Source organism: Brevibacterium spongiae, from assembly GCF_026168515.1.
Lineage (GTDB): Bacteria > Actinomycetota > Actinomycetes > Actinomycetales > Brevibacteriaceae > Brevibacterium > Brevibacterium spongiae.
The window spans coordinates 1,584,114-1,610,932 of record NZ_CP093443.1; the positions used below are offsets into that span (position 1 = coordinate 1,584,114).

The 26,819-nt window shown below is 65.6% G+C and carries 18 protein-coding genes; 11 read left to right on the top strand and 7 right to left on the bottom strand.

Features of this window, described 5'->3' with window-relative positions:
* Positions 1–25 precede the first annotated feature (25 nt).
* The 3 genes from L1F31_RS07085 to L1F31_RS07095 all read right to left on the bottom strand — a co-directional run bounded on the left by L1F31_RS07085 (position 26) and on the right by L1F31_RS07095 (position 6,533).
* Complete coding sequence (locus L1F31_RS07085; RefSeq protein WP_265419941.1) at positions 26–2,815, bottom strand: DNA gyrase/topoisomerase IV subunit A; 2,790 nt, start codon at positions 2,813–2,815, stop codon at positions 26–28.
* Between the two features lie 148 nt (positions 2,816–2,963).
* Positions 2,964–3,518: a TetR/AcrR family transcriptional regulator gene (locus tag L1F31_RS07090; RefSeq protein ID WP_265419942.1), complete on the bottom strand. Its 555-nt coding sequence runs from the start codon at positions 3,516–3,518 to the stop codon at positions 2,964–2,966.
* A gap of 342 nt (positions 3,519–3,860) precedes the next feature.
* On the bottom strand, positions 3,861–6,533 hold the full coding sequence (locus tag L1F31_RS07095; protein ID WP_265419943.1) for a bifunctional acetate--CoA ligase family protein/GNAT family N-acetyltransferase: 2,673 nt from the start codon (positions 6,531–6,533) through the stop codon (positions 3,861–3,863).
* Between the two features lie 99 nt (positions 6,534–6,632).
* Here L1F31_RS07095 and L1F31_RS07100 point away from each other — a divergent pair, with 99 nt between their 5' ends.
* From L1F31_RS07100 to manA, 8 genes are all read left to right on the top strand, one after another.
* Positions 6,633–7,220, top strand: coding sequence for a DUF5998 family protein (locus tag L1F31_RS07100; protein ID WP_265419945.1), 588 nt, complete (start codon positions 6,633–6,635; stop codon positions 7,218–7,220).
* Entirely contained in the window at positions 7,220–8,398 is a 1,179-nt protein-coding gene (locus L1F31_RS07105; protein ID WP_265419946.1) for an alkaline phosphatase family protein, read from the top strand. The genes L1F31_RS07100 and L1F31_RS07105 overlap by 1 nt, the downstream gene beginning before the upstream one ends.
* Before the next feature lie 14 nt (positions 8,399–8,412).
* Complete coding sequence (locus L1F31_RS07110; RefSeq protein ID WP_429860950.1) at positions 8,413–9,618, top strand: 5-(carboxyamino)imidazole ribonucleotide synthase; 1,206 nt, start codon at positions 8,413–8,415, stop codon at positions 9,616–9,618.
* 50 nt (positions 9,619–9,668) lie between these two features.
* Positions 9,669–10,193 carry a 5-(carboxyamino)imidazole ribonucleotide mutase gene (gene purE / locus L1F31_RS07115; RefSeq protein WP_265419948.1) on the top strand — a complete coding sequence of 175 codons (525 nt, stop codon included), beginning with the start codon at positions 9,669–9,671 and terminating at the stop codon, positions 10,191–10,193.
* A 38-nt stretch (positions 10,194–10,231) separates the two neighbouring features.
* Entirely contained in the window at positions 10,232–11,380 is a 1,149-nt protein-coding gene (locus L1F31_RS07120; RefSeq protein ID WP_283255791.1) for an acyl-CoA dehydrogenase family protein, read from the top strand.
* A gap of 357 nt (positions 11,381–11,737) precedes the next feature.
* A complete protein-coding gene (locus L1F31_RS07125; protein WP_265419950.1) occupies positions 11,738–13,258 on the top strand; it encodes an LCP family protein in 1,521 nt (506 codons plus the stop codon).
* Between the two features lie 265 nt (positions 13,259–13,523).
* Positions 13,524–16,301: an NlpC/P60 family protein gene (locus L1F31_RS07130; protein WP_265419951.1), complete on the top strand. Its 2,778-nt coding sequence runs from the start codon at positions 13,524–13,526 to the stop codon at positions 16,299–16,301.
* A gap of 286 nt (positions 16,302–16,587) precedes the next feature.
* Positions 16,588–17,901 (top strand): mannose-6-phosphate isomerase, class I, encoded by a 1,314-nt coding sequence (gene manA, locus L1F31_RS07135; RefSeq protein WP_265419952.1) that lies wholly within the window; start codon positions 16,588–16,590, stop codon positions 17,899–17,901.
* 246 nt (positions 17,902–18,147) lie between these two features.
* Here the strand turns inward: manA and L1F31_RS07140 are convergent, their stop codons facing one another.
* The 4 genes from L1F31_RS07140 to L1F31_RS07155 are packed head-to-tail and all read right to left on the bottom strand — an operon-like array spanning position 18,148 to position 21,445.
* Entirely contained in the window at positions 18,148–18,810 is a 663-nt protein-coding gene (locus tag L1F31_RS07140; RefSeq protein ID WP_265419953.1) for a 3-oxoacid CoA-transferase subunit B, read from the bottom strand.
* 12 nt (positions 18,811–18,822) lie between these two features.
* Positions 18,823–19,593, bottom strand: coding sequence for a CoA transferase subunit A (locus L1F31_RS07145; protein ID WP_265419954.1), 771 nt, complete (start codon positions 19,591–19,593; stop codon positions 18,823–18,825).
* Positions 19,581–20,273 (bottom strand): hypothetical protein, encoded by a 693-nt coding sequence (locus L1F31_RS07150; RefSeq protein ID WP_265419955.1) that lies wholly within the window; start codon positions 20,271–20,273, stop codon positions 19,581–19,583. The genes L1F31_RS07145 and L1F31_RS07150 overlap by 13 nt, the downstream gene beginning before the upstream one ends.
* Positions 20,274–20,317: 44 nt before the next feature.
* Positions 20,318–21,445, bottom strand: coding sequence for a coenzyme F420-0:L-glutamate ligase (locus tag L1F31_RS07155; protein WP_265419956.1), 1,128 nt, complete (start codon positions 21,443–21,445; stop codon positions 20,318–20,320).
* 348 nt (positions 21,446–21,793) lie between these two features.
* Here L1F31_RS07155 and L1F31_RS19045 point away from each other — a divergent pair, with 348 nt between their 5' ends.
* Genes L1F31_RS19045 through L1F31_RS07170 form a run of 3 tightly spaced genes read left to right on the top strand, consistent with a single transcriptional unit; the run spans position 21,794 to position 26,804 of the window.
* On the top strand, positions 21,794–22,234 hold the full coding sequence (locus tag L1F31_RS19045) for a WhiB family transcriptional regulator (protein WP_283255789.1): 441 nt from the start codon (positions 21,794–21,796) through the stop codon (positions 22,232–22,234).
* Positions 22,231–25,350: a glycosyltransferase family 2 protein gene (locus L1F31_RS07165; RefSeq protein WP_265419957.1), complete on the top strand. Its 3,120-nt coding sequence runs from the start codon at positions 22,231–22,233 to the stop codon at positions 25,348–25,350. Before L1F31_RS19045 ends, L1F31_RS07165 begins: the two co-directional genes overlap by 4 nt.
* The gene (locus L1F31_RS07170) at positions 25,347–26,804 is read left to right on the top strand and encodes a DUF5719 family protein (protein WP_265419958.1); all 1,458 of its coding nucleotides are present in this window, start codon (positions 25,347–25,349) and stop codon (positions 26,802–26,804) included. Before L1F31_RS07165 ends, L1F31_RS07170 begins: the two co-directional genes overlap by 4 nt.
* The last annotated feature ends 15 nt before the right edge of the window (positions 26,805–26,819 follow it).

Consider the following 26,819-nt stretch of genomic DNA (forward strand, 5'->3'; position numbering starts at 1 on the left):
GACCGGGCGCGGCACCGAGCCGAACTCAGAACAGTGCTGAATCGTCGTCATCATCGTCGTGGGAGACGATGACGGCATCCTCGTCGTCGAACTTCGACCGGGCGATCTCATCCTTCGCATCATCGAGGTCGAGGTCGAGCCCATCGAAGCTGGTGGCCAGCCCCTGCTCACCGCCGCGACGCTTGCCTGCCGACTTCTTCCCGGCAGACGCCTTCCCAGCAGACCTGCCCTTGCCGGTGCCGCGGGCAGAACCCGCATCCGCTTCGGCGCTCGAGTCTTCGGGCTCGGCAGCGTACTCGTCGCCGGCATCTGCGTCGTCTGCCGTCGCCGCAGCGGTGTGGTCGATGCTTTCGGCCCCACCGAGGCGGGGCAGAGTTCCGATGACGTCGATCTTCGACTCCAACGGCGATCCCGTCCCGTCACGTCGCGACAGTTCCGCCGGCAGGATCCTGGCTCCGCCGGCTGACGCAGCCGCCTGCGGCGAATCTCCGACCCAGGCCAGAGACAGTTCGGTCTCTCCCTTGAGGAATTTGTGGGCGCGCACCCCCGAGGTGGCTCGGCCCTTGGTCGGGAACTCGGAGAATTCGCTGACCTTGATCGACGATGACGGGGCACCGTAGAAGTTCTCACCGCTGGCGATGGTGACGACGGCGAAGCTGCCGAGTTCGGCATCTGCGTCTCCGTCCTCATCGGTCTTCGCGGCTTTCGGCGTCATTCCGAAGAACACGACTCGCGCATCGGCGGCGACCTTGATTCCGGCCACACCCGAAGCATTCCAGCCCTGGGCGCGCAGGCCCGAGGCGTCGAAGGCGAGCAGCTGAGCGTTCGAGGTCACGAACACGGCCAGGGAATCGTCGATATCTTCGGGCTGTGCGACGCCGACGACCGTGTCCTTGCCCTTGAGGGTGATCGCCTCCCATTCGTTTTTGTTCGGTCGCCCGGTCACCGACACCCGCTTGACCACGCCCTGGGCGGTGCCGATGACGAACTCACGATCGAGGTCGATGAGCCCGAGGATCTTCTCGTTCTTCTCCAGCGCCGCGTACTCGGCGATCTTCACCCCTCCGGCGACATTGGGTCGCGCGGCGGCCGGAGGCAGTGCCGGGAGGTCGACGACATCGACCATGTGCAGTCGTCCGGTCGTGGTCACTGCGCCGACCTTGCCCTGTGTCGTGGTCACGATCTCCGACGTCAGCGCATCATGGCTGGAGCGCTTGCCGTCGCGGGCCAGCGGTGCAGCGTCCGAGGTGCGGGCGATGCGCCCGGACGTCGACAGGAGCACTCGGCAGGGGGAGTCGGCGATCTTAAGGTTTGTCGGAGCCTTCTTGCCCTTGGCCGTGAGCTCCTTCATCGATCCTTCGATGAGCACGGTGCGCCGTGGCGAACCGATGATCTCTGCGGTCGCTTCGAGTTCGGCGGCGACGAGTTCACGCAGCTTCGCCTCATCGGCCAGCAGCGATTCGAGGTAGTCGATGCGCTTCTTCAGTTCGTCCCGCTCAGCTTCGAGTTCGAGCCGGGAGAACTTCGTGAGCCTGCGCAGCTGCAGGTCGAGGATGTAGGTCGCCTGCAGCTCGGAGAGCTCGAAGACGTCCATCAGCCGGGTGCGTGCGGTGGCCGCATCATCGGAGGAGCGGATGAGCTGGATGACCTCGTCGATGTCGAGGATCGCAATGAGCAGACCTTCGACGAGGTGGAGCCGGTCCTTGGCCTTGCGCAGCTGGAAGACGGTGCGCCGGCGCACGACGTCGATGCGATGGCTGAGATAGACCATGAGCAGGTCCCGCAGCCCCAACGTCGAGGGCTGGCCTTCGACGAGGCAGACGTTGTTGATGCCGAAGGACTCCTCGAGAGGGGTCTGCCGGTAGAGTTCGGCGAGCACCGCTTCGGGGTTGAAGCCGTTCTTGATCCCGATCACCAGGCGCATGCCGTTCTTGCGGTCGGAGTAGTCATCGATCGACGCGATTCCGGTCAGCTTCTTCGCACCGACGGCGTCCTTGACCTTCGAGACCACCTTCTCCGGACCGACCAGGTAGGGCAGCTCGGTGACGACGATGCCCTTGCGGCGGGCACTGATGTTCTCGATCGACACTGTGGCGCGGGTGCGGAACGTGCCGCGCCCCGTCTCATAGGCCTCGCGCACACCGTCGAGGCCGATGATCCGACCGCCCGTGGGCAGATCGGGTCCGGGAATGAAGCGCATGAGCTCATTGAGACTCGCATCCGGGTTGCGGATGAGGTGGGCACAGGCGGTGATGACCTCGCCGGGATTGTGCGGGGCCATATTCGTGGCCATGCCGACCGCGATGCCCGAGGCCCCATTGATGAGCAGGTTCGGGAAGGCGCTCGGCAGGACTTCTGGTTGGGTCAGCGTGTTGTCGTAGTTCGGGATGAAGTCGACGACGTCTTCGTCGAGGCCGGCGATCATCTGCATCGACGCCGTGGTCAGCCGGGCCTCGGTGTAGCGGGGTGCGGCAGGTCCGTCATCGAGGGAACCGAAGTTGCCGTGCCCGTCGACCAGCGGCACCCGCATGATGAAGTCCTGGCTCAGACGCACCAGCGCGTCATAGATCGCCGAATCGCCGTGGGGGTGGAGCTTGCCCATGACATCACCGACGATGCGGGAAGACTTCACATGACCGCGTTCGGGGCGCAGCCCCATATCGCCCATCTGGTAGACGATGCGCCGCTGGACGGGTTTGAGACCATCGCGGGCGTCGGGCAGTGCGCGTGAGTAGATGACCGAATACGCATACTCGAGGTACGAGCTCTCCATCTCTGAAGAGACGTCGACATCGATGACTCTGCCTTCGGGCATGGAACTCCTTTGACGCACGAACTGTTCGATTCGGCCACCTGCCCGCTCCGAAGCCGTGCCTCAGCGTGGGCGTGCACCCGTCGATTCTAACGTTCGATTTGCGATCTCCGGCTCAATCGGGAGTTCCGGGAGGTTTCGTGTCGGAAGTTCAGGCGTTTTCGCGTGAGCTGCGCAGCCAGACGAAGAACTCCTTGAGGTAGGCCTCGATATGGGCGCGTTCAGCGGTTCCGTTGATGAGTTCGCTGATCATCATGCCGGCGACCGAGCTGTTGACCCGACGCGCGTAGTCGGCGTCGATTCCGGCGAAGCGCATGATGAAGTCCTGGATCGCGCGGAGGTTCTTCTCCTTGGCGACCACGGCCTCCGGCGGCAGCGCCGGGTCGAGGCTGAGCATCATCATCGTGTAGAACCGGTTGCGGTCGGTCGTCAGCCAGTTCATGCAGAAGTCGATGGCGATCTCGATCGGGTCGGCGTCCTGGGCGCGCACCAGCTCCGGGATGCGTTCGAGCTGCTGCGTGTTCAGGTACCCGATGCGTTCCATGATTCCGGTGATCAGGGCATCGCGGGTGCGGTAGACATTCGAGGTCGAGCCCACCGGCAGCTCAGCCAATGCGTCGACTGCCCGGTGAGTGAGTCCGCGGACACCTTGTTCGGCGACTACGGCGATGGCGGAATCGGTGACGACGTCTTTGCGCGAAATCATGACTGTGAGGCCTCGCTCTCATGGGACACCCGCAGGTCGCCGGTGCCTTGGACGGTGGGTGGCCAGGATGCCGGCCACAGACAGTGGCCGCCGGAGCGGCCACTCATTGAAAACACGAATTCATAACTTTTCGTGTCGAACGGATACAGACACTACCCCGCAAGTCTGCGAATTGGTATAGGACTCGCCAACCTGACAGTCGGTTCCCAAAATTCTGCGCGGGTGGCAAGCCGACGCTGAGTCCCCTTTGAGCTCCGCCGCTGAAAGGGGGCCACCTCACAGCTGTCAGCTCACAGCCGTCACCTCAGAGGCCTCACCCCGGAAGCGTCAGCTCAAAGGGCCTCAGCTGAGCAGTCGACGGGTGCCGTCGATGCGCGTGGCGTCCGGGAGCAGGTCGACATGGGCGCTGAGCACATGGGACTCGGTCTCCGTGGCGACGATGGGGTGGATGACGAGTTCGAGGATCTGCGGATGGTTCTCCACCATCACGGACAGCCGCTCGAGCACTCTGCGCAGCGGTTCGATGTTCATCGGCGGCAGTCCTCGGTAGCCGAAGAGTCGGGGGGAGGCCTTGATCGAACGGATCATGTCCTCGGCCTCATTGTCCGTGACCGGCGCGACCCTGTGTTCGACATCGCCGAGCAGCTCCGTCGAGTCGCCGGCCAGAGAGAAGGCCAGCAGCGGGCCGAGCAGCGGGTCCTCCCCGGCGCGGATGACACACGGCACACCATGCGGGGCCATCGCCTGCACATCGACGAGAGGCTCGTCCTCATCGGTGAGCTGTCGGATGGTGTTCTGGACGGCGGTGAAGTCCTCGGCGAGCTCTTCGGGTGAGTCGATGTTCAAGCGCACGCCACCGAGCTCCATCCGGTGCCGCAGCACATTCGTCACGGCCTTGAGCGCGACGGGGTAGCCGATCTTCTCCGCGGCCGCGAGCCCCTCTTCGACGGTGGACGCCGCGAAGTACGGGAGCACATCGATGCCGTAGGCGTTGAGCAGGGCGCGGGTGTCGTCGCGTTCGAGCCGGACGGGGCTGCCCGGCTCCGCTCCGTCGAGTGCCGAATCGATGATCGACCGCACCTTCTTGTCATCGATGTCGTCGAGCTCGACGTATGTGCCGTGGTCGGCGGCCCGCCACCGCGCATAGTCCGTGGCTCGGGCGAGTGCCCACACCGCATCCTCGGGGCCGATGTAGCTGGGCACTGTGCGGGAGACGCGATTGCCGTGCTCATCGGTGAGGAAGGTGGTGAGCTCTTCGTGGACGCCCTGGATGCCGAGGAAGCACGCGACCGTGGTCTTGCCCGACCGTGCCGCGGACTCGGACAGCAGCGCCGCGATCTCCGCCTCTTCGGCTCCGGCGGAGGGGGTGAAGGTGACGATGACCGAATCGACGTCGTTGCGGGCGTACATCGCATCGAGTTCGGCACGGAAGGTCTGCGTATCGACCTCCGGGTGCAGCGAGACCGGATCCGTGCCCACGTGCAGACCCTCGGACCGGGCCCGCTGCATGATCAGAGTCCCCATCGCCGCGGAGTTGCCGATCACTCCGACCCGTCGACCGGCGGGCAGCTTCTGAGAGGAGAACACCTGAGCGAGGTCGAAGAGGCGGTGGATGGTGTCGGCACGGATCACGCCCGCCTGTTCGAGCACCTGGTCGAGGGTGTGCGGAGCCAGGGACGAGGTGCGCACGATGTGACCGGGCGGCAGCTCCCTGCCTGTGAGGTCGGATTTGATGACGATGACCGGTTTGACCCGTGACACCCGGCGGGCGATGCGGGAGAACTTCCGCGGATTGCCGATGGACTCGAGATAGAGGCCGACGGTCTGCGTGGCCGGGTCCTCCTCCCAGTACTGCAGCAGGTCATTGCCCGAGAGGTCCGCGCGATTGCCCGCGGAGACGAAGGTCGAGATGCCCAGGCCGCGGTTCTTCGCCGCTGCCAGCAGCGCGGTGCCCAAGGCTCCGGACTGGCTGAAGAGGCCGAGAGTCCCGGAGGCGGGCAGGAACGGTGCCAGCGAGGCGTTGAGAGAGATGTCCTCGGCCTCATTGACCAGGCCGAAGGAGTTCGGTCCGACGACGCGCATGCCGTAGGCGCGTGAGGTCGCGACCATCCGCCGCTGCAGCTCGGCGCCCTCGGGTCCGGTCTCGGCGAATCCGGAGGAGATGACGAGCACGGCCTTGACTCCGTGCACGGCGCAGTCCTTGACCACCTCGGTGACGGATTCGGCCGGGACCGCGATGACGGCGAGGTCGGCCTTGCCGGGCAGGTCCGCCAAGCTCGGGTAGGCCTGGACCCCGGCGATCTGATCGGCTTCGGGGTGGACGACCCAGAGATCGCCGGTGAACTTCGCGGCCGTGATGTTGCGGATGAGCAGATGACCGGTGGAATTGCGTTTGCGGCTGGCGCCGATGACCGCCACCGAGGTGGGGTGGAGGACCGTGCGCACGCTCAGGGCCTCGGCCCTGTGCTCCCGAGAGGCCTGGACCTCGATCGACCGTGCCGTCGGGTCGATGTCGAAGTTCACGGCCACCACGCCGTCGTCGAAACCGCGGGAGACTTCGTAGCCGGCGGCCTGGAAGACCTGGAGCATCGAACGATTCTGCGGCAGCACCTCGGCGGTGAATCTCTGGATACCGGCCTCTCTGGCGGCCGCGGCGAGGTGCTCGAGGAGAATCGAGCCGATGCCGCGACCCTGGTGGGCGTCGGCGATGTTGAAGGCCACCTCGGCGTCGGTGTCGGAGATCTTGTCGAACCGGCCCACGCCGATGATGTCGTCGCCGATGAGCATGATGAGGGCGACCCGGTCGCGGTGGTCGACGTTGACGAAGCGTTCGAGATCGCGTTTCGGCAGCCGCGGCAGCGGGGCGAAGAAGCGCAGGTACACGGACTCCGGTGACTGGGCCTCATGCATCCTGGCCAGGGCATCGGCATCGGCAGGGGTGATCGGACGCAGATGGGCGGTGCCGCCGTCACGGAGGACGACATCGGCTTCCCACCCGGCAGGATAATTTTCCATGGTCCCAGCATATGCGTCTGCTCACGTTTGTGGCCGACCGTGTGCGGGCAGTGCCGGCTCCGCTGGGAAGTGTCAGGGGAGTGGGGCACAATGGTGGGCATGGCATTACCCGAGGTTCTCGTTCACGATCTGCAGTCGGCCGGCTACTATCCGCAGCTGACTCAGGGCATACTCGCCGACTCGCTCTTCGACGAACCGGTACTGGCACACTTCGTCCACATCGACACCCATGTCGACATCGAATCGATCCACCGTCACGTCACGGCCTTCGTGCTCACAGAGACCCGTCTGCTGCTGGCCCACGTCGACGACGATCCGAATGCCGAACCGGGTTCGAAACCGCGGGCGGTCACCAGCAGTGAGGACATCGAGCTCGACCGATTGGGCACCGTGATGGTCGGCCGGACCTTCGCCGATCCTGCCGCCTTTCAGCCCGGCGACAAGCCCGTGGAGGTCTCTCTCACACTGTCCTGGGGCGCATCGAAGCGGATCGAGGCATTCCCCGAGACCTGTGGCGACCCTAACTGCATGGGAGATCACGGCTACGGCGGATCGGTGTTCGCCGAAGACGTCATGATCCGGGTCTCCGCCCAGGCAGAAGGGCAGGCCGCCGTCGACCGCATCGCCGAATTCTCCGGCAAGCTGCGGGCCGCGGTCTTCCACGCCCGCCTGCGGTCACGCCGCTGATGAGCGAGGCAGCACCGCAGACCCCGGAAGACTCCGAGCCGCTGGGACCACCGGACTATGCGAGTCCCATCCTCTCCGATGTCGTCCCTGCCGCGGCGCTCAGCCTCGGCGCAGGCGACATCTTCGACGCCGAGATGCGGGAGCGGGCACAGGCGCTCGGACTCGACCGGGATTCTCGGACCACGATCGTCGTGCTCATCGACGGGCTCGGGGAGCAGCAGCTGCGCCGCTACAGCGGCTACACCCCGTTCTTCCGGTCGCAGGCCGCAGCCCGCAAGACGCTGTCGGCCGGGTTCCCCTCGACGACGGCGAACTCGCTGTCCTCCCTGGCCACGGGCCGTCTGCCCGGCGCGCACGGGGTCGTCGGCTACCGTGTCCTCGACCCGGAGAAGGACGCCGTCTTTAACCAGCTGACCTGGAACCTCGACGTCGATCCGCTCGCATGGGTGCCCGATGCCACACTGTTCGAGCGGCTCACCGATGCCTCGGTCGACGTGGTCAGCCTCGGAGAGAAGAAGTTCGCCGGACGCGGACTCAACCGCGCATCGCTGCGTGGTGGCAGGTTCCGTGATTCGAAGACCCTCGAGGAGCGCTGCGCGCAGGCCCTGGCCGAAGCGAAGGCCCCTGGCCGGCGGCTCGTCTACCTCTACTGGGGAAACCTGGACAAGACCGGTCATGTGCACGGTTCCGATTCGGCGGCCTGGACCGAGGAGCTCGAGCACGTCGACCTCGCCCTGTCTCGGCTCGCCTCGGATCTGCCTCATGATGCGACGATGATCGTCACCGCCGACCACGGGATGGTCGACATCGACCACGACCGGCGCCTCGACCTCGCCGCAGCCCCCGAACTCAAGTCCGGGCTGCGCCACGTCGGCGGGGAACCGCGGGCTCTGCATCTCTATGCCGATGCCGGCGCCGAGGCGGACGTCGAGTCCGCATGGACCGAGACGCTCGGGGACCGCGGCCTCGTTCTCCCGAAGACGGAAGCCATCGCCCGCGGATACTTCGGACCCGTCGCAGCGCACGTCAACCCGCGGATCGGAGACCTCATCGTCATCTGCTCCGACGGATTCGCCGTCGTCGATTCGGACGTGGAATCCGCCTCGGCGCTGGCCCTCGTCGGTCACCACGGCTCGACGACCGAACGCGAACTGCAGATCCCGCTCCTCGTCGTCTGAGAACGACAGTTAGGATGACTGACGTGACTTTTCCTCGAATCGGTGTCATCGGCGGCGGTCAGCTGGCACGTATGCTCGCTCCCGCCGCAGAAGCCCTCGGCATCCGCTTCTCCGTGTTCGCGGAGACCGCCGATGCTCCCGCCACTCAGGTCATCAATGAGGTGACCGTCGGCGACTATACGGACTATCCGAGCCTCAAGGCCTTCGCCGAGACCGTCGATGTCGTGACCTTCGACCACGAACACGTCCCGCCCGAGCACCTCGAAGCCCTCGTCGCGGCCGGCCACGCCGTGCGCCCGGGACCGCAGGCGCTCATCTTCGCGCAGGACAAGATCCGGATGCGCACGAAGATGGATGAGCTGGGACTGCCGAACCCGGCCTGGGCGGAGATCACCTCCGAGGCCGACATCACGGCCTTCGCCGATCGCGTCGGATACCCCTTCATCCTCAAGACGCCGCGCGGCGGCTACGACGGCAAGGGCGTGCGTGTCATCGAACGCCTCGATGAGGCCGTCGAATGGCTCTCCGAGGTCCCGCAGCTGCTCGCCGAGGAGAAGGTCGACTTCACCCGTGAGCTGGCGGTCATGGTCGCACGCTCCCCGATGGGGCAGACAGCAGTGTGGCCGGTCGTCGAGACCTGGCAGGAGAACGGCATCTGCAAGGAGGCCATCGCGCCGGCACCCGATCTGTCAGCGGAGAAGGCACGGACCATCACCGAGGCGATCCTCACCGTCGCGGGCACCCTCGACGTCACCGGTGTGATGGCGATGGAGATGTTCGAGACCGCCGATGGATTCCTCATCAACGAGTTCGCGATGCGCCCCCACAACACTGGGCACTGGACCCAGGACGGGGCGGTGACGAGTCAGTTCGAGCAGCATCTGCGTGCCGTCCTCGATCTGCCGCTGGGCAGCCCCGCGGCCCGGGAGGAAGTGTCCGTGATGGTCAACATCCTCGGTGCCGATCACGAGGACCTCTACCAGCCGTATCTGCATGTCATGGCCCACGACCCGGCCGTCAAGGTCCACCTCTACGGCAAATCCGTGCGTCCCGGACGCAAGGTCGGCCATGTCAACGCCTACGGGGAGGACCGCGCGCACGTGGTGGCGCGGGCTCGCCATGCCGCTGACTTCATCGCCGGCGTCGATGTCGACCCGCACCCGCAGATGCCCGCACCGGAGAACCTCCTGGCCGACTCCGACGCCGGCACCGAACTCTGAGCCTGCACCGAACTGCCCATCCTGCACCGTCTGCGACGAAGGAAGCACAGATGACCACAGCACACGAGACCACAGTGACAGCGGCTCCGGTCGGAATCGTCATGGGCTCGGATTCGGACTGGCCGACGATGCGCGCGGCCGCCGAGGCGCTCGAGGAGCTCGGCATCGCATCCACCGCCGAGGTGGTCTCCGCCCATCGCATGCCCGAAGACATGGTGGAATGGGCGAAATCCGCAGCCGACCGCGGGCTGAGGGTGATCATCGCGGGGGCCGGGGGAGCGGCCCACCTGCCCGGCATGATCGCCTCGATGACCTCTCTGCCGGTCATCGGCGTTCCCGTGCCGCTGAAATACCTCGACGGCATGGACTCTCTGCTGTCGATCGTGCAGATGCCCGGGGGAGTGCCGGTGGCGACCGTGTCGATCGGCGGAGCGAAGAACGCGGGCCTCCTCGCCGCCCGCATCCTCGGCGCAGGAGCGGATGAGGAGGCTGCCGCGGTGAGGCAGCGTCTGGACACCTATCGACAGGAGCTGCGGCAGGTTGCTCTCGACAAAGGCAGGGCTCTGCAGGAATAATAGATCTTGCTGAACGTACGATAAGTCTTAGGAGAATGATGTTCGACCTCTACCAACCTGCCGAAGAGCATGAAGAGATCCGTGCAGCCGTGCGCGATATCGTCGAGAAGAGGATCACTCCGTACGCGGCGGAGGTCGATGCGGATTCCCGTTACCCGCGCGAGGCCCACGACGCCCTCGTGGAGACTGATTTCTTCGCCGCCCACATCCCTGAGGAGTACGGGGGCATGGGAGCCGACGCACTGGCAGTGGCGATCATCATCGAAGAGGTGGCACGCGGCTGCGCTTCGTCCTCACTCATCCCGGCCGTGAACAAACTCGGCAGTCTGCCCGTTCAGCTCGGCGGCAGCGAAGAGATCAAGAAGAAGTACTTCCCCTCGGTCGCCTCCGGCGAAGCCGGATTCTCCTATGGACTGTCCGAGCGCGAGGCGGGTTCGGATACTGCATCCATGAAGACCCGCGCCGTCGCCGATGGCGATGACTGGATCCTCAACGGTGTGAAGACCTGGATCACGAACGCCGGGGAATCCGAGTACTACACGGTGATGGCCGTGACCGACCCCGACGGAGCGCGCGGCCGCAATATCTCGGCCTTCGTCGTCGAGAAGTCCGACGAGGGCTTCACCTTCGGTGAGAAGGAGCGCAAGCTGGGCATCAAGGGCTCACCTACTCGTGAGCTGCTCTTCGACAACGTCCGCCTGCCGGGGGACCGGATCGTCGGCAAACCCGGAGAGGGGCTCAAGATCGCCCTGCGCACCCTCGACCACACGCGTGTGACGATCGCATCGCAAGCCGTCGGCATCGCTCAGGGTGCCCTCGACTACGCCCTGGCCTACGTCAAGGAGCGTCAGCAGTTCGGCAAGAACATCGCCGAGAACCAGGCCATCCAGTTCATGCTCGCCGATATGGGCATGAAGCTCGAGGCCGCACGTCAGCTGACCTACACCGCTGCCGCAAAGAGCGAGCGGATGGACGACGATCTCACGTACTTCGGCGCGGCAGCGAAGGCCTTCGCCTCGGATGCTGCCATGGAGATCACCACTGACGCTGTGCAGCTGCTCGGCGGTGCCGGCTACGTCGTCGACCACCCGGTCGAGCGGATGATGCGCGATGCGAAGATCACCCAGATCTATGAGGGCACGAACCAGATCCAGCGGATGGTGATGGGCCGCAAGCTCATCGCCTGAGGCCGGTTCCGTCCCCTCTTCCCGGGGCGGGCACGGCTTTCACCCTGAGGCGCGCACAGCGCCGGCCGGGGCGTGTGACACGGGCACTGCAGATTCTCCCGCTCGGGGGAGTCTGCAGTGCCCGTTGCTCTGCCTGTGAAGAATCGCACATGCTCAGAATCCGACATGCGCGGCGCGGATGTGCCGGAATCGACGGTTCTCACGCGACACAATAGGTGAACACAGTGGACTCTGAACTGTTTTTGGCACAGTGGTCTGCGGTGGCATTCGGTGGAGAGAAGCGAACCGCGCGTGGTCACCGGCGGATGTCGAAACCAGCATCAGTCCGTGAACAGAGCGCGAAGCGAAGGGAAGTCAGTGGCCGAAACGAGATACGTGGACCCGATCCGCCACCCGTCGTATGCCTCGCAGCCGACGCGTGACGTTCGCGCCTGGCTGCTGCTCCTCGTCACCGTCCTCATCCCCGGCGGAGTCCAGCTCCTCTTCGGCCACCGCAGGTGGGCGAAGATCTCCCTGTCGATCACTGCCCTCAGTTGGATACTGCTGATCCTCGCCGGAATCGTCGTCCTCATCGACCGGACCTTCCTGTTCACCATCGGCACGAACCCGATCATCCTCACGTTCCTCACGATCTGGGTTCCCGTCATTGCGGTCAACTGGGTCGTCTGCCTGTTCGACTCGCTGCGCCGGATCCGGCTCGTCACGATCTCGCGCAAGGCCCGCAAGCGCTTCGTCGCGGCCTTCTGCGCCCTTATCCTCGTCGTCGTCGGCCCGCTGGCCTGGGGGGCGTCGATCCTGAACTCTCAGCGCGGTCTGATGAGCGACCTCTTCGCCTCCGGCAAAGCTCTCAAACCCGTCGACGGCCGCTACAACGTCCTCCTGCTGGGATCCGATGCCGGCAAGGGGCGAACGGGCATCCGGCCGGACTCCCTGTCCCTGGTCTCGATCGATGCGAAGACGGGCAAGTCCGTGATCGTCGGTCTGCCCCGCAATATGGAGAACGTGCCATTCACCGAGGACTCACCGCTGTACAAGCACTATCCGCAGGGATACAACTGCGGTGACGAATGCCTGCTCAACGCCGTCTTCCAGCAGGGCGAACAGCACAAGGACGAATTCGAGGACCCGAAGCAGGCCGGCGAGCAGGCCACCATGGACGCGGTCTCGGCGATCACCGGGCTCGCGGTTCAGTACTACGCGATGATCAACCTCAAGGGATTCGAGAATCTCATCGACTCCCTCGGCGGCATCACTCTTGTCTCGGGCAAGCGGGTCCCGATCTCGTCGAAGGTCGACCCGACCACGGGGCAGCATGGGCCGGTCAAGGGGTGGATCGAACCGGGCAAGCAGAAGCTCGACGGATTCCACGCGCTGTGGTTCGCACGTTCCCGAGAGTTCTCCAGCGACTACGAGCGGATGATCCGGCAGCGCTGTGTGCAGACGGCGATGGTCAAGCAGCTCGATCCGGCTACTGTGCTCACTCGTTATCAGGCGATCGCCAAAGCCACCCCCGGGGCCGTGGCCACGAACATCCCCTCCTCTCAGGTGGACTCCTTCGTCGACCTTGCGCTCAAGGTGAAGTCGCAGAAGATCGAATCCCTCGACCTCACTCCGCCGCGCGTCACTCCGTCGAATCCTGACTTCGATGTGGCACAGATGCTCGTAGCCGATAAGATCGAGGAGGCGTCGAAGTCCTCGAAAGGGGACAAGGACGCATTCTCGGCTTCCGAACGCGACCTGTCAGCCGCCGCCGGAGTCGATGCGGGACTCGATCCGGACCCCGGTTCCGGGCCGCAGCTGCTGGCGCAGGGCGCCGGCGACAGCTCTGCTGACAACGGCGATGAAGCCGACGCAAAGGCGATCTGCTACGTGCCCTGAGGCATCTGAGGCGGGCCTGACGGTAGCGGCTCAATGACCGAAACCGTCTGACCGAAGACGATTCCGGGAAAAACTTTTGCTCGGTGTGTCCCTTGCCAATACTGGGAACCACACTCGTGTAATTAGAATATTCCAGTCTGTGGCTAGTCTGACACGCCGAAAATGTGTAACAATTTTGAGATGTTGGGGTTTCCCGCCGTACTGCCAACGGTGCAGGGGTCCCCGAGGCCTGAACTTCCCTGTCTTCCTCGAAAAGGCTGTAACGATGAAATATCTATTGCCCACTGTCGCGGGCTGCGCTTCTGTCGCACTCGTCGGCACCTTAGCGGTCTCGGCACCGACGGCCTTCGCGGCCACGTCGTCGCCCGATGTGTCCAAAGAGGAGCTGAGCGTCAGCGAAGAGGGACTCAACGTCCCCGGTGCTCGCGATTCCAGTGATTCCACTGCCACCGCCGCCAACCAGAGTGCGACGAGCAATCTGCCGAACATCTTCAAGTCGCAGACCGCATTGGCTGCGACCAAGGTGCCGGAGTTCGTCAACGCCTCGACATCGACTGGGTCGGCTGTCAACGCCTCCGCTGTGACCGGTTCGGTCAACACCACGTCTGCCGGACTCACCTCCGAGTCCGATGAGGCTGTGTCGTCCGAGGGGTCCGCCCCGTCCAAGACGGAACAGGCTCCGGCCGAGGACGAGAAGTCCGAAGATGCCGAGGACAAAGGTTCTCAGGACTCCGCTGAGGAGTCAGAGACCAAGGACGACGAGGACATCTCCGGTTCGGTTCGTCAGAAGACCGAAGACGGCGTGAACATCGCGCTCATCTCCGACGTCCTCGATGTGCCGACGAACAATCCGAGCCTCGTCGGCTTCACGTTCTCTGAGTCGAAGTCCAATATCCGCATTCAGGTCCGCATCAAGCACGGATCCGAGTGGGGCAGCTGGGACACTCTCGACGAGGAGCAGCAGGAGGAAGCTCAGAACAAAGGTTCGGAGCCGATGACGGTGACGAACGCCTCAGGAGTGCAGATGCGCATCCTCGGTGATTCCGCGCCGAGCGATGCCGAGCTCGTGCTCGTGGATCCCAAGCGCGCAGCCGGCGACGCACAGGCAGTTTCCGAGAATGCTCCCGTCGATCTCGGCCAGCAGTCCGCCGACGGCGCGGAGGGTTCCGATGCCGCAACCGATGAGTCGATCGGCACCGAGTCGGCCGAGGCCGAGAACGTCAGCGCCGCCGCGGGTGGGACCGTGAGCAACCAGAACTACGTGCCGGGTTCGTCATCGGTGGACACCGTTGCGAAGAAGGTCTCGAAGCCGAAGATCGGTTCGCGCAGCTCGTGGGGCGCTAAGGCCTACCGCGGCAGCCCGGACTACGCCAGCGGGATCAAACAGGCAGTCGTCCACCACACCTCTGGTTCGAACAGCTACTCGGCCGAGGACGTCCCCGGAATCATCCGCGGTATCCAGGCCTACCACCAGGACGGACGTGGCTGGAACGACATCGGCTACAACGTCGTCGCGGATAAGTACGGTCGCCTCTGGCAGGCCCGCGGCGGTGACGTCTCGAAGGCTGTCATCGGTGCGCACGTGACCGGACACAACTCCGGAACGTTCGGCATCTCCGTGCTGGGTACCTACAACGGTGCGGCCCCGCCGAAGAAGACCCGTGACGCCGTGGCCTCGGCGATCGCCTGGAAGTTCTCCATCAACGGAATCTCGAAGGCGACGAAGTCGAACATGGTCGGACACCGCGACCTGGGACAGACCGACTGCCCCGGTGATGCCTTCTACGCGAAGATGGGCGAGATGCGCTCGACCGTCAACTCGATCATGAAGACCGGCGAGCAGCCCGACTCCAAGAAGGACGACTCCAAGAAGGACGACAAGTCCAAGGATGACTCCAAGAAGGACGACTCAAAGAAGTCTGAGACGCCGAAGGCGAAGACTGCGATCGAGAAGTACGCCGAGAAGAACAAGCTCGGCAAGGCTGTCGGCAAGGAATACGCGGTCAAGGGCATTTCCGGTGCCAAGGCTCAGAAGTTCGAAAAGGGTGTCGTCTACTGGTCCAAGAAGACCGGCGCCTACCACCTGTCCGGAGCGATCGCCTCGTCGTACAAGGGCGATGCGATCACCCGCTTGGGGCTGCCCACCTCTGCGGAGAAGGGCGGCCTCAAGGCCGGGGGTGTCGCACAGCGCTTCGAAAAGGGGTCCTTCTACTGGTCGAAGGCCACCGGCGCTCACTACACCTCCGGTGTGATCATGAAGTACTGGGGTGACAAGGGGACCGTCAAGGGGCACCTGGGTTACCCCACGTCCGACGTGGTCTATAAGAACGGTCGCGGCGAGCAGCTCTTCCAGGGAGCCCGACTCGTCTGGGCCGAGGGCTACGGCACCACCGAATTCTCCGCCAAGGGGTCGATCTCCGGCGGCGTGACGGACGACAACAGTCCGGGCGGCTCGACACCGCCAGGAGACAAGTCGACCGATGACAAGTCGCCTGCAGACTCCGGGGAAGGTTCTGCAGACGGCAAAGACTCGAAGGACGACAAGTCCAAGGACGACTCCAAGAAGGACGATAAGTCCAAGGATGACTCCAAGAAGGACGACTCCAAGAAGGACGATAAGTCCAAGGACGACTCCAAGAAGAAGGACGACAAGAAGAAGGACGAGGCGAGCAAGGCAGAGAAGATCGCTGCCCAGCGTGCGTCAGTGATCAAGGATGCCAAGGCCAACCTCGGCGTCAAATATGTCTGGGGCGGAACCTCGCCGAAGAACGGCTGGGACTGCTCGGGCTACACCCAGTACGTCTACGGCAAGAACGGCATCAAGCTGCCGCGGACAACCAGCCAGCAGCGCTATGCGGGCAAGGAGGTCTCGATCAAGGATGCGAAGCCAGGCGACCTGATCTGGATCCCCGGCCACATCGGGATCATCTCCGAGACCAAGGGTCAGATGTACGATGCAGGCTCGACCCGGACGAACACCACGAAGCGCAGCTACAGCTGGATGCTCAATCGAGGAGCGAAGGTCATCCGCGTCATCGGCTGACCTGCTGCCGAGACGGCAGGGCTGAGACGGCCTCACCGAGAGTGCCCCCATGGGGATCCGATTCCGGATCACCCACGGGGGCACTTTCGGGTTTTCCCTCAGATTCTGCGCCTCCGCCTCGGAGCAGAATGTGTTCTTCCAGGTCAAGGCGGTGAATAGTGTGTGACTTCGGCTGAACAGTGAGTGAAGTGCCCGGCCGTGGCGCACTGTGGCCGCTATCGTGGACAGTGCACACCCGGAACAGCCGGATGTGGTTTCGACACCGATCCATCCTAGGGGGCCTACAGTGCATCGTCTGCACAACACGGTCAAGAACTTCGCATGGGGCAGCACGGACGCGATTCCCGCGCTTCTGGGCACCACTCCCGACGGCACCCCCTGCGCGGAACTGTGGCTCGGAGCCCATCCGATGAGCCCCTCCCAGCTCGATGTGCACCAGGAGCACACCGCGGCTGAGCGCAAACGCCGCGGTCGCCTCGGCGGGACGGACTCGACGGGGGCCGTGGCGACGGAGCGCAAGCTCGGCCCCAACCTCATCGAGTATCTTGCCGGCGACCCGATGGGTCTGCTCGGTCACGACTCCGTCGAGGCATTCGGTGCTCGACTGCCGTTCCTGCTCAAGGTGCTGTCGGCATCGAAGGCCCTGTCGATCCAGGTGCACCCGAACAAGGACCAGGCTCGGAACGGGTTCGCCGCCGAAGAGGCAGTCGGGCCGGCGCTGGACGCCCCGGACCGCAACTACAAGGACGCCTCGGCGAAGCCCGAACTCATCTGCGCCCTCACCGACTTCCATGCGCTCACAGGTTTCCGCCCGCGCAAGGCCGTTCGTGCGACCTTCGAGCGAATGCTGTCCCAACCGCTGACGCCGTCCTCGCTGGACTTCCTCGGAGCCGTCATCGGTTCGCTGAAGTCCTTCGGCGAGGGCAAGGCCTTCTCACGCGCCGTCGAACTGATCCTCGGGGACCCGCGTGCTGCCGGACTTGTCGACGAGGTGGCCGCTCACGGAATGGACGAGCTTCCGGAACGGCATGTCAGCCGCCTCGGCAGCGCTGTCGACCCGGCCCAGACCTTCTGCGAACTCGTCGATGACTATCCGCACGATCCCGGTGTGCTCGTGGGGCTCATGCTCAACCGTGTGCACCTGCAGCCGGGAGAAGCGCTGGCGATGGAAGCCGGAGTCCTGCATGCCTACCTCTTCGGCACCGGCATCGAGATCATGGCGTCGAGTGACAATGTGCTGCGCGGTGGTCTGACTTCGAAGCACGTCGATATCGAAGAACTGACGACGATCGCCGACTTCCGTGCCGGCAGGCCGCGCATGGTCGAACCCGACCGCGCCGGCGTCCTGCGCGGTGCCACGGACGACTTCGCCCTGCAGGCGCTGCGGTGCCCGCGACAGACGCCCATCGAACGCCGGGGTGCCGCGATCGCACTGTGCACGGCGGGGACAGTCACGCTGAACTCGCTCGGCTCGACGATCACACTCGACCGCGGGGAGAGCGCGTTCATCGCGGCCAACGAGCCGACTGTGACAGCTGAGGGCCACGGCGATCTGTTCGTCGCGACAACCGGTCTGGAGTCTACCCCGGCGCTTCGCTGAGCACCTCAGCAGGCAGGATCCGACCTCTGGTCAGACTCCCTGAACCCACAATGTCCGGTCGATCCACGTCGAATTCCCCGAAGGGAACGACGCGGGTCGACCGGACAATGTGTTTCGAGCTGTGACCGCCGCTGTGTGAGGGAGGGCCGGGGCATCCGTCCCTGCGAGCTCGACGGTACGGCGGCTTCTCCCGCCATTCCTCCGGTCACGGCGACGGCCGTGGACCCGGCGGAATCGGCAGGTGACTCAGGCGGCGACCTCGATGGTGGGCACGTCGTCGGGGACGACCACCTCGGCGCCGGTCTTCTCCTTGACCTCGTCGACGGTCACCCCGGGGGCGAGCTCGACGAGGGTGAACGAATCACCGGAGACGTCGAGAACCGCGATGTCGGTGATGATGCGCTCGACGACGCCTTTTCCGGTCAGCGGCAGATCGCAGGACTTCAGCAGCTTGTGCGAACCGTCCTTGGCCACATGATCCATGATGACGATGACGCGCTGGGCACCGTGGACGAGGTCCATGGCACCGCCCATGCCCTTGACCATCTTGCCCGGGATCATCCAGTTCGCGATGTCGCCGTTCGTGGCCACCTGCATGGCGCCGAGGATCGCGGCGTTGATCTTTCCACCGCGGATCATGCCGAAGCTCGCCGCCGAATCGAAGTAGGCGGCGCCCGGGTTCATCGTGACGATCTCCTTGCCCGCGTTGATGAGGTCGGGATCGATCTCATCTTCGGTGGGGTAGGGGCCGACGCCCAGCAGCCCGTTCTCGGACTGGAGGACGAGGTGGACACCCTCGGGCAGGAAGTTCGGAACCAGGGTGGGCATGCCGATGCCGAGGTTGACGTAGCTGCCGTCTTCGAGTTCCTGGGCGGCACGGGCCGCCATCTGATTGCGTGTCAATGACATTGCTGTGTCTCCTCAGGCTTCTCGTACGGTGCGCTTCTCGATGGGCTTGTCCGCCACCTGCTCGGGCGTCAGCGGCACCACACGGTGGACGAAGACGCCGGGCACATGGACGTGATCCGGATCGATCTCACCGGGTTCGACGAGCTTCTCGACCTCGGCGATGGTGATGCGGGCCGACTGGGCGGCCGGGGGATTGAAGTTGCGGGCAGAGGAATGGAAGACGAGGTTGCCGTGTCGATCGCCGACCGCGGCACGCACGAGCGCGTAGTCCGGCGCCAGCGACTTCTCGAGGACGTATTCCTTGTCTTCGCCGAAGGTGTCGAAGACCTTCGTCTCCTTGGCGGGAGACTCCTTGACGACATTGCCGTCAGTGTCATACTTCCACGGCATTCCGCCCTCGGCGACCTGCGTTCCCGCACCTGTGATGGTGTAGAAGCCCGGGATTCCGGCGCCTCCGGCCCGCAGCTTCTCGGCCAGAGTGCCCTGCGGGGTGAGTTCGACCTCAAGCTCACCGGAGAGGTACTGGCGGGCGAATTCCTTGTTCTCGCCCACGTACGAGGCGATGATGCGGCGGAGCCTGCCGTCGGCGAGCAGAATGCCCAGACCACGGCCGTCGACGCCGGCGTTGTTCGAGATCACCTCGAGGTCTTTGGCTCCCTGGTCCTGAAGCGCCCGGATGAGGAATTCCGGAACACCCACGACACCGAAGCCGCCTACGGCGATCGATGATCCATCTGCAATGTCGGCCACCGCTGCAGCGGGGGTTTCAACTACTTTGTCCATGTGCCCAGTGTGCCATGGACCACGCCGAGCCCGTGGGCGAGGTCCGTGATGCGGGCATCGTCGACTCTGCTGGTGAGCAGGATCTCACCCCCGCCGAGGAGGTGCTGGAGAAAGCGCGGCCACTCGGCCGGCAACGGGGTCGAGTTCGAGACGAGCAGTCCCTGCGGCCCGGCACCGGCAGACGGGTCCGGCTGTGTCCAGGGGATCTCCTGTCCGTCGATGTCGAGGATTCCGGTGGCGCGAAGGCGGCGGTTGGTGACATCGGGATAGGACCGGATGGCGGAATTGACGTCGATGAAGTCTTCATCGACCGGAGTGCTCAGGGCTAGCGCCGGCGGGTTGAAGACGAAGACCTCCTCGGCGTCGGCGACGGAGTCATCGGTCTCGTGGCCGAGGGGAACGATGGCCATGAAGTCCGCCTCCGGGGGTTCGCTGTCGATGACCACACGGCCGCCGGCCAGCAGGACGCTGAGGATTGCGACGAGTTCGCGCCAGTGCAGTCCCTGCGGCAGGGGAGCGAAGAGGGTGAAGTCCGGTCCGAGATCATAGTCGCCGAAGAGGCCGACTCCCTTATTCACCCAGTTCGCGACGACCGGGCCGGTGAGGTCGAGACGGTCGAAGTCGTCTCCGCGCCAGATAAGGACGGGCCCGCCGGTGTGGGTGATGACTGAGAGATCCATATCCGCTTCCATGATTGTTCGTTCGGTGGTGCTGGGCCTGTGGGTCAGGGAACGATGAGTCCGATGTCGATGGTCACTCCGCGCGGAAATGCGCCGAGCTCACCGTCGACCCAGTGGTATTGGGTGGCTGCGCTGAGGTCCTCGGCGAACAGTGCTGTGTGGAGGCGCTCGACCAAGGAGCCGAGCCCGACCATCGCCTCGAGCAGCGGGGGACCTCCTGACTGTGCAGTGGCCGGCGAGTCCGAGGGGTTGAGGGTGATCCGGGAACCGGCCCCTTCGATGCGCATCCGCCACGCTGCGTGACCGGGAGTCCGGGACTGTCCGGCACGCACCACCCGGATCGCTCGAGAGACGCGTTCGAGGATGTCATCGCCGTTGTCACCGGCCGGGGCGCTGCCGGGCAGTTCGGTGACGCCGAGGCTGCGCTGGATGGCTTCGACATGCCCGTAGCGGAACCAGTCGTCGCCGAGCTCGCGGGACAGAGCCTGCGCACCGTCGCGGCCGTTGTCGAGATACCCGCCGGCGCCGCGCACGAGAGCCATCGGCAGTCCGCGTGAGGAGCCTTTGACGAGATCGGCTGCGGCTGCGATCTCATCGGCGACGGCGCGCACAGTCACGGTCTGGACGCGTCCGTCATCGTCCGGTCGTCCCCGCTGATCGTCGAGTCCGGAGAAGCCGGAGAGTCCGAGGGCGATGTCGCCGACGCCGACCCTCCACGGTCGAGAGCTCGTATCGGAGACGACGAGGCCGATGCGCACGGAGAACGCCTGTTCGACTCTTCGCCGCAGCGCATCGGCTGAGCGATCGCTGTCGAGGGGGTGCAGCACGACGGCTCCAGCCGAATTCGACTGGTCGAGTCCGGCCGCCGCCTGCACTGTTCCGGCCGGCGTGCGCACGACCTGGACGGTGGTGCCGGAGCCGTAGGAGCGTTCGGCGACGAGATGAGTTCCGATCGCTGCGACGAGCTCTTCGAATTCGGCGCGGTCGGCGACAGTGCGCAGACGGCCCTCGGCCTTGGACACGACCTTCGAGGCGACGACGAGGATGTCACCGTCCTTGAGGTCGATCCGATTGCGCCGCAGGGCGTTGATGAGGATCGCGGCGAGGTCGGAACCCGGGCCGATGTCCTCTTCCACGGGAGGGGCGTAGACGGTGAGGAGTCGGTCATTCATGCTCGGCCGCCGGTGATTCCACTCTCATTCCTCCATAATCCCATCGACGGCGCCTTCTTTCTAAATTCTCCAGGTTTGCTCAGGCGGATCCCACAGGTTGTGTCGGACTGCAGGGGTCCTCCCTATATGTGGGGTTCGGGGCGCGTGTGCATGTGAACGTGTGTTCGATTCGCGTCTCAAGTGCTGTCCCATTACTCCATGAGGGCTTGACGGAGCGGTAATGACACGCGTGTAATTTATACCTAAAGGGGAACGCGCCGAGCATGGATCTCAGGATTCGACCGTACATCGGACTGATCGGCTCAGTCACGGTGAAGGACCTGCTCGAGCGTGAGAAAGGGGAAAACCGTGCAAAGCGCACAGAGAGAATGGCGGGAGAGAGAAGACTTCACCGCCGCACCGGGAGTCACCTCCCGCCGTGCCGAAGACTGGTTCATCGAACCGGGAGCACGCACACCTGAGACGCTGCCTGATCCGCTGGCCGTCGATCCGAGCGATCTGACGCCGCTGCAGCCGGACAACTCCGCCGTCTCACCGCTGTCGCTGCTGCTCGGCGCCGCGGAAGACGGCGAACTGTCCTGGCAGGACCAGGCCCTCTGCGCCCAGACCGACCCTGAGGCGTTCTTCCCTGAGAAGGGCGGATCGACTCGTGAGGCCAAGCGCGTCTGCGCGTCATGCGACGTCCGTTCCGAATGCCTCGAATACGCTCTGGCCAACGATGAGCGGTTCGGCATCTGGGGCGGCATGTCCGAACGTGAACGCCGCCGGCTCAAGAAAAAGGTCGTGTGAGTCCAGCCGTCACCGTCGTTGTCGCCTCCGGCGACGACGCCGGCAGGGTCGAGCTCGAAACAGCTCTGCGTCCGCTCTTCCCCGATATCCCAGTCGTGGATCTCGGGGGACAATCGGTTCGCGAGGCAGCCGAGGATCCCGCCGTCGCCGACTCGGACTTCCTGTGGTTCCTCACCCCTGATTCCCGACCGGAACCCGACTGCCTCGATGAGCTGCTCGACGCCATCGGGGAAACCGAATCCATCGCAGCCGTGGGCCCGAAGCTCATGCGCGGTGACCGCATCGTCTCCGCCGGAGTGAGCACCACCTCGGCGGGTGAGCGCTTCAACCCCGTGGGCGCGGGCGAAATCGATCAGGGGCAGCGCGACAGCAGCACCGAAACGCTCGGCCTCGACCTGCCCGGCCTGCTCATGGCCACCCCCGAACTTGCCCGCATCGGCGCACCCTCCCGCGTGCTGGGACCCGCGTACCGCGGCATCGAATACTCCCGCCGACTGCGTGACCTCGGGCGTCGCGTGCTGCTGGCGCCGCGCGCCCGGATGGAGATCTCCGCCGAGGCGGCCGCTCAGCTCGGGTCCTCCCCGCAGCCGCCTGCCTCGAAGCTCCAGATCAGGACCGAGCAGCGCTACCGGCTCAGCCTCGCCGGCCAGGGGGCAGGGTCTCTGCTCTTCCGGCTCGTGTTCGCCAACCTCGGACATATCCTCGGCGGGCTGCTGTCGAACAACTTCCGCTCCGCCGGGTGGCACCTCGGCGCCCTCTTCGGTCTGCCCGCGGACATCGCCACCACCGCCCCGCTGCGCCGCGCCAACGGCCGCCGCAGTCGGACCGCCAAACGGACCAGCACCTCCCACGTCGCCGCGCTCTACGCCGACGCCGATGAACTCGCCGTCCAACGCCGGACGATGAGCGGGGACGGTGTCGAGGCCGAACCCGCCGAGATTCCCACCGGCGGGCCCGACGCGGATGCCGAACTCAACCCGATCGGTGACACCGAGGAGGCCATCGACTCCTTCTCCCGGCTCGAGATCACCGGCGGATCCAGTCTGCTGCGCGCCCCCTTGACCTATGTCATCCTCGCCGCCGTGGTGATGAGCGGGTTCATCAGCTTTCGCCTCTTCGGGCCCGGCCATCTCTCCGGCGGCGCCCTCGGCACCACAGATGTCGGCCTGGGGGAGATCTTCTCCCGCCTGCTCGGTCGTCACCTCGACGTCTCGACCGGCGCAGCGGTCGCTGCGGACCCCTACCACCTGGTCCTCGGCGTTCTCTCCCTCCTCTTCTTCGGCCATGTCGACATCATGGTCCGCACACTGCTGCTCGCCGCGCCGATCGTCGCTGCCGTCACCGCCTATGCAGGCGCGTCAAGTGTGCTGCCTCGCCGCTGGGCCCGCGGATTCGCGGCCCTGCTGTGGATCGCCGCTCCGCTGTTCACCTCGGCGCTCTCCGACGGCCGCCTCGGTGTGGTGCTCGTCTGGATCTGCGCGCCTCTGCTGGCAGTGACCCTGCGCCGCAGCCTGCGGACCGGGTCGATTGCCGCCGCGGCCGGCAGCGGACTGCTGATCTTCGTCGTCATCTCCGGCATCCCGCTGCTGCTGCCGGTGGCGATCCTCGGCACAGCGGCACTTCTCGTAGCCGGGCGCGGACTGCGTCAGCTATGGCTGCTGGCGCCGACCCTGTTCTTCGCTTGGCCCTGGCTGGCGGCGGTCGTCCGGGAGCCCGGGGCGCTGCTGACCATGCCCGGACAGACCCTGGCCGTCGAGTCCGCACCGACCTATCTGCTGGCCGTCGGGTTCCCGGCACCGCTCGATCTGTCCTGGCTGGCGAAGCTCGCCGCGAACCTCGGTGTCGGCGGACTCAATCCGGGCACGCTCCAGCTGTGGGCGCCCGCTCTCGTCCTGCCCATGCTCATCCTCGCCTTCTTCACCCTCATCGAGGCCAGGCTCGAACTCACCCGACTGACGTGGGCGGTGGGCCTGTACCTCGGTGGGCTCATCCTCGCCGCGGTTCAGGTGCATCTGCCCGCGCAGACCGGTCCCTTCCACCTCATCGGCTCCTACCCGGCCGCCGGTCTGACCCTGGTCAGCCTCGGGTCGATTCTGCTCCTGTCGCTGGGTGCCGATCGCACGGCTGCGGGCCGGTCCGGAAACGGCAGGCTGCCCATGCGCGGTCTCGTCGGTCTGGTCATCGTCGCCTCCATCGGTCTCATCGCCATCGGCGCCGGACGTGCCACCTCCTCATCCGATGCGGTCACCGCCACAGAGGACAGCACGGTCCCGGCCCTGGCCGCCGACCGGGCCGAGGGCGATGCGAAGGCTCGGACCCTGCGTTTGGACAATGTCGACGGGGAAGTGCTGGCGACGCTGCGGTCATCGGCAGACGGAACCGTGCTGGGCACCTCGACAGTGACTGCGGCCGAGACCGTCGGGGGATGGCCGTGGCAGCGGCGACCGCTGCCGATCTCCGCTGACCAGGTGCTCGTGGCACAGGCGGCGTCAGCCCTGTCGGCCGACGATGCAGGCGACGTCAGCGACATCCTCGGCGAACTCGGTGTCGACTTCGTCATCGTCGACGCCGATGCGGGAGCGCTCCAGAACTCCGTGTCCGTGTCGCAGGGACTCGTTCCTGTCGGCCCGACCGAATCCGGACAGCTGTGGAGAGTCGACAAGGACTACAGCGGACGGTTCCTCATCGAGGATGCTGACGGGAAGCTGAGCACCGCGCCGGTGCATGGAACCACCGTGACGGTGCCCGCCGGTGAAGAGGGTCGCACCCTCATCGTTGCCGATGCCGCACAGGGGATCAGCGCCCGACTCAACGGTGAGGCGCTGCCCCTGCCGGCGAAGGCCGATGAGACGTGGGGCAGCGAATTCGACCTGCCGGCATCGGGTGGTCGAGTCGAACTCTCGCTGAACTCGGCGGCCTATCCGGTCGGCGTCATCGCCGGATGGGTGCTCGGTGCGCTGAGCATCATCGTCGCCATCCCCTTCGGCGGATCCGGGCGGCAGGCGACCGGCGCGAACGGTCAGACGCCCGGCCGGCCCCGGAAGCGGACGGCCGGTTCGACCGGGCGGGCTCGCGGCGCGGACGAACGGGTCAGCAGCAAGGAGACGAGAGCATGAAGCACCTGCGCAGCATCGTGACCTTCGGGGCCATCGCCGTGCCCGGAGTGCTCGTGGCCACGACCTCGTTCCTCACCCCGCTGACTCCGGGCACCCTCGACCGCAGCCCCGAACAGGTGCGCATGCCCACCGCCGATATGCGCGTCGTATGCCCCGGACCGCTGCTCACCGACGGGACAGCCGAAGGCACGGATGCTGAGTTCGTCGACGATTCGAAGGTCTCGACGCGTGTGGTCTCCGCCTCGGCGCCGATCGGGGCCGCCGACGGATCCACCTCCTCGGCGCGGCTGCAGGTCGCGGACCTCGGAGGTTCCGTCGACTTCGACAACCCCGCCGGTCAGGGTTTCGTCTCCGGCGATGACAGCATCGACTCGACGAAACTCGTCACCGGCTTCGCCCGACCCGGCGCCCCCGCCCTGACGACCGGCCTCGAAACCGTCGAAGGCAGCTCCGGCGACCTCACCGGCCTGGCCGCACTCACGTGCGCACAGGCCTCGAGCAGCTTCCGCATCCTCGCCGGTTCCGGTGCCACCGGATCGAACTCGCAGCTGCTGCTGAGCAACCCCGGCGACGTCCCCGTCCAGGCGAAGGTCTCGGTCATGACCCCCGGAGGGCAATCGGCCGAACCGACCGAACTGAGCATCAAAGCCGGACAGCAGCGTGCCGTGCGTCTGGCCGGACTCGCAGTCGGCGCTGAATCCCTGGCCGTCGATGTCACCGTCGACGGGGGAGTCCTCGCCGGATCCGTGCAGGAGACCGTCCTCGACGGGCTCAAGCCCCAAGGCATCGACCTCGCCGCTGCCGGCGCCGATGCCGATCGCCAACAGGTGCTCACCGGTCTGAGCGGAAAAGACGTCCGCGTGCGCGTGGCCAACCCGGGCAAGGACCTGGCCGAGGTCGGGCTCAAGGCCTACGGACCCGAGGGCGAGATCGACATTCCCCGTCAGTCGATGACTGTGGTCGGACAGGGAGTCGCCGAAGCCGACCTCGGCGACCTCGAAGCCACCAGCGTCGTCGTCGACGCCGACCAGCGGGTCCAGGCCGGAGCATTCATCGGCCAGGACGGGAAGAAGGGCGCCTCCGACTTCGGCAGCGTCCAAGCTACCGAATCATTGGCCGAGACCCAGATCATGGCGCTGCCGCGCACCGGCGACAGCTCACTTCACCTCTCACCTGGTCAGGGACGTGTGCAGGTGCAGGGAATGCTCGATGACGGTTCGCTGACCGATCCGCAGTCGATCGACCTCAACCCGTCGGGAACGACCGTCGTCGACCCGAGTTCCGTCTCCGATGACTCGGTGCGGGCCCTGGTGCTCAAGGGTTCGCAGGCCACGGGAACACGCGCCGACGGAGTCCACGCGACCCTCGTCGTGACCACCGAGAACGGGATCTCGACCGTCGCTCCTGCACCGGCCCCTGCCGGCGTGGCCTACCGCGACATCCGGCTCGGCTGAGAACGCCCAGCTGAA

Bases quoted from the DNA above. Each gene is read 5' to 3' on its own strand.
- L1F31_RS07145 (WP_265419954.1), bottom strand. From the start codon at position 19,593: ATGGACAAAGTAGTTGAAACCCCCGCTGCAGCGGTGGCCGACATTGCA.
- L1F31_RS07170 (WP_265419958.1), top strand. From the start codon at position 25,347: ATGAAGCACCTGCGCAGCATCGTGACCTTCGGGGCCATCGCCGTGCCC.
- L1F31_RS07120 (WP_283255791.1), top strand. From the start codon at position 10,232: ATGTTCGACCTCTACCAACCTGCCGAAGAGCATGAAGAGATCCGTGCA.
- L1F31_RS07140 (WP_265419953.1), bottom strand. From the start codon at position 18,810: ATGTCATTGACACGCAATCAGATGGCGGCCCGTGCCGCCCAGGAACTC.
- L1F31_RS07090 (WP_265419942.1), bottom strand. From the start codon at position 3,518: ATGATTTCGCGCAAAGACGTCGTCACCGATTCCGCCATCGCCGTAGTC.
- L1F31_RS07085 (WP_265419941.1), bottom strand. From the start codon at position 2,815: ATGCCCGAAGGCAGAGTCATCGATGTCGACGTCTCTTCAGAGATGGAG.
- L1F31_RS07105 (WP_265419946.1), top strand. From the start codon at position 7,220: ATGAGCGAGGCAGCACCGCAGACCCCGGAAGACTCCGAGCCGCTGGGA.
- L1F31_RS07100 (WP_265419945.1), top strand. From the start codon at position 6,633: ATGGCATTACCCGAGGTTCTCGTTCACGATCTGCAGTCGGCCGGCTAC.
- purE (WP_265419948.1), top strand. From the start codon at position 9,669: ATGACCACAGCACACGAGACCACAGTGACAGCGGCTCCGGTCGGAATC.
- L1F31_RS07110 (WP_429860950.1), top strand. From the start codon at position 8,413: ATGACTGACGTGACTTTTCCTCGAATCGGTGTCATCGGCGGCGGTCAG.
- L1F31_RS07130 (WP_265419951.1), top strand. From the start codon at position 13,524: ATGAAATATCTATTGCCCACTGTCGCGGGCTGCGCTTCTGTCGCACTC.
- L1F31_RS07095 (WP_265419943.1), bottom strand. From the start codon at position 6,533: ATGGAAAATTATCCTGCCGGGTGGGAAGCCGATGTCGTCCTCCGTGAC.
- L1F31_RS07155 (WP_265419956.1), bottom strand. From the start codon at position 21,445: ATGAATGACCGACTCCTCACCGTCTACGCCCCTCCCGTGGAAGAGGAC.
- L1F31_RS07150 (WP_265419955.1), bottom strand. From the start codon at position 20,273: ATGGATCTCTCAGTCATCACCCACACCGGCGGGCCCGTCCTTATCTGG.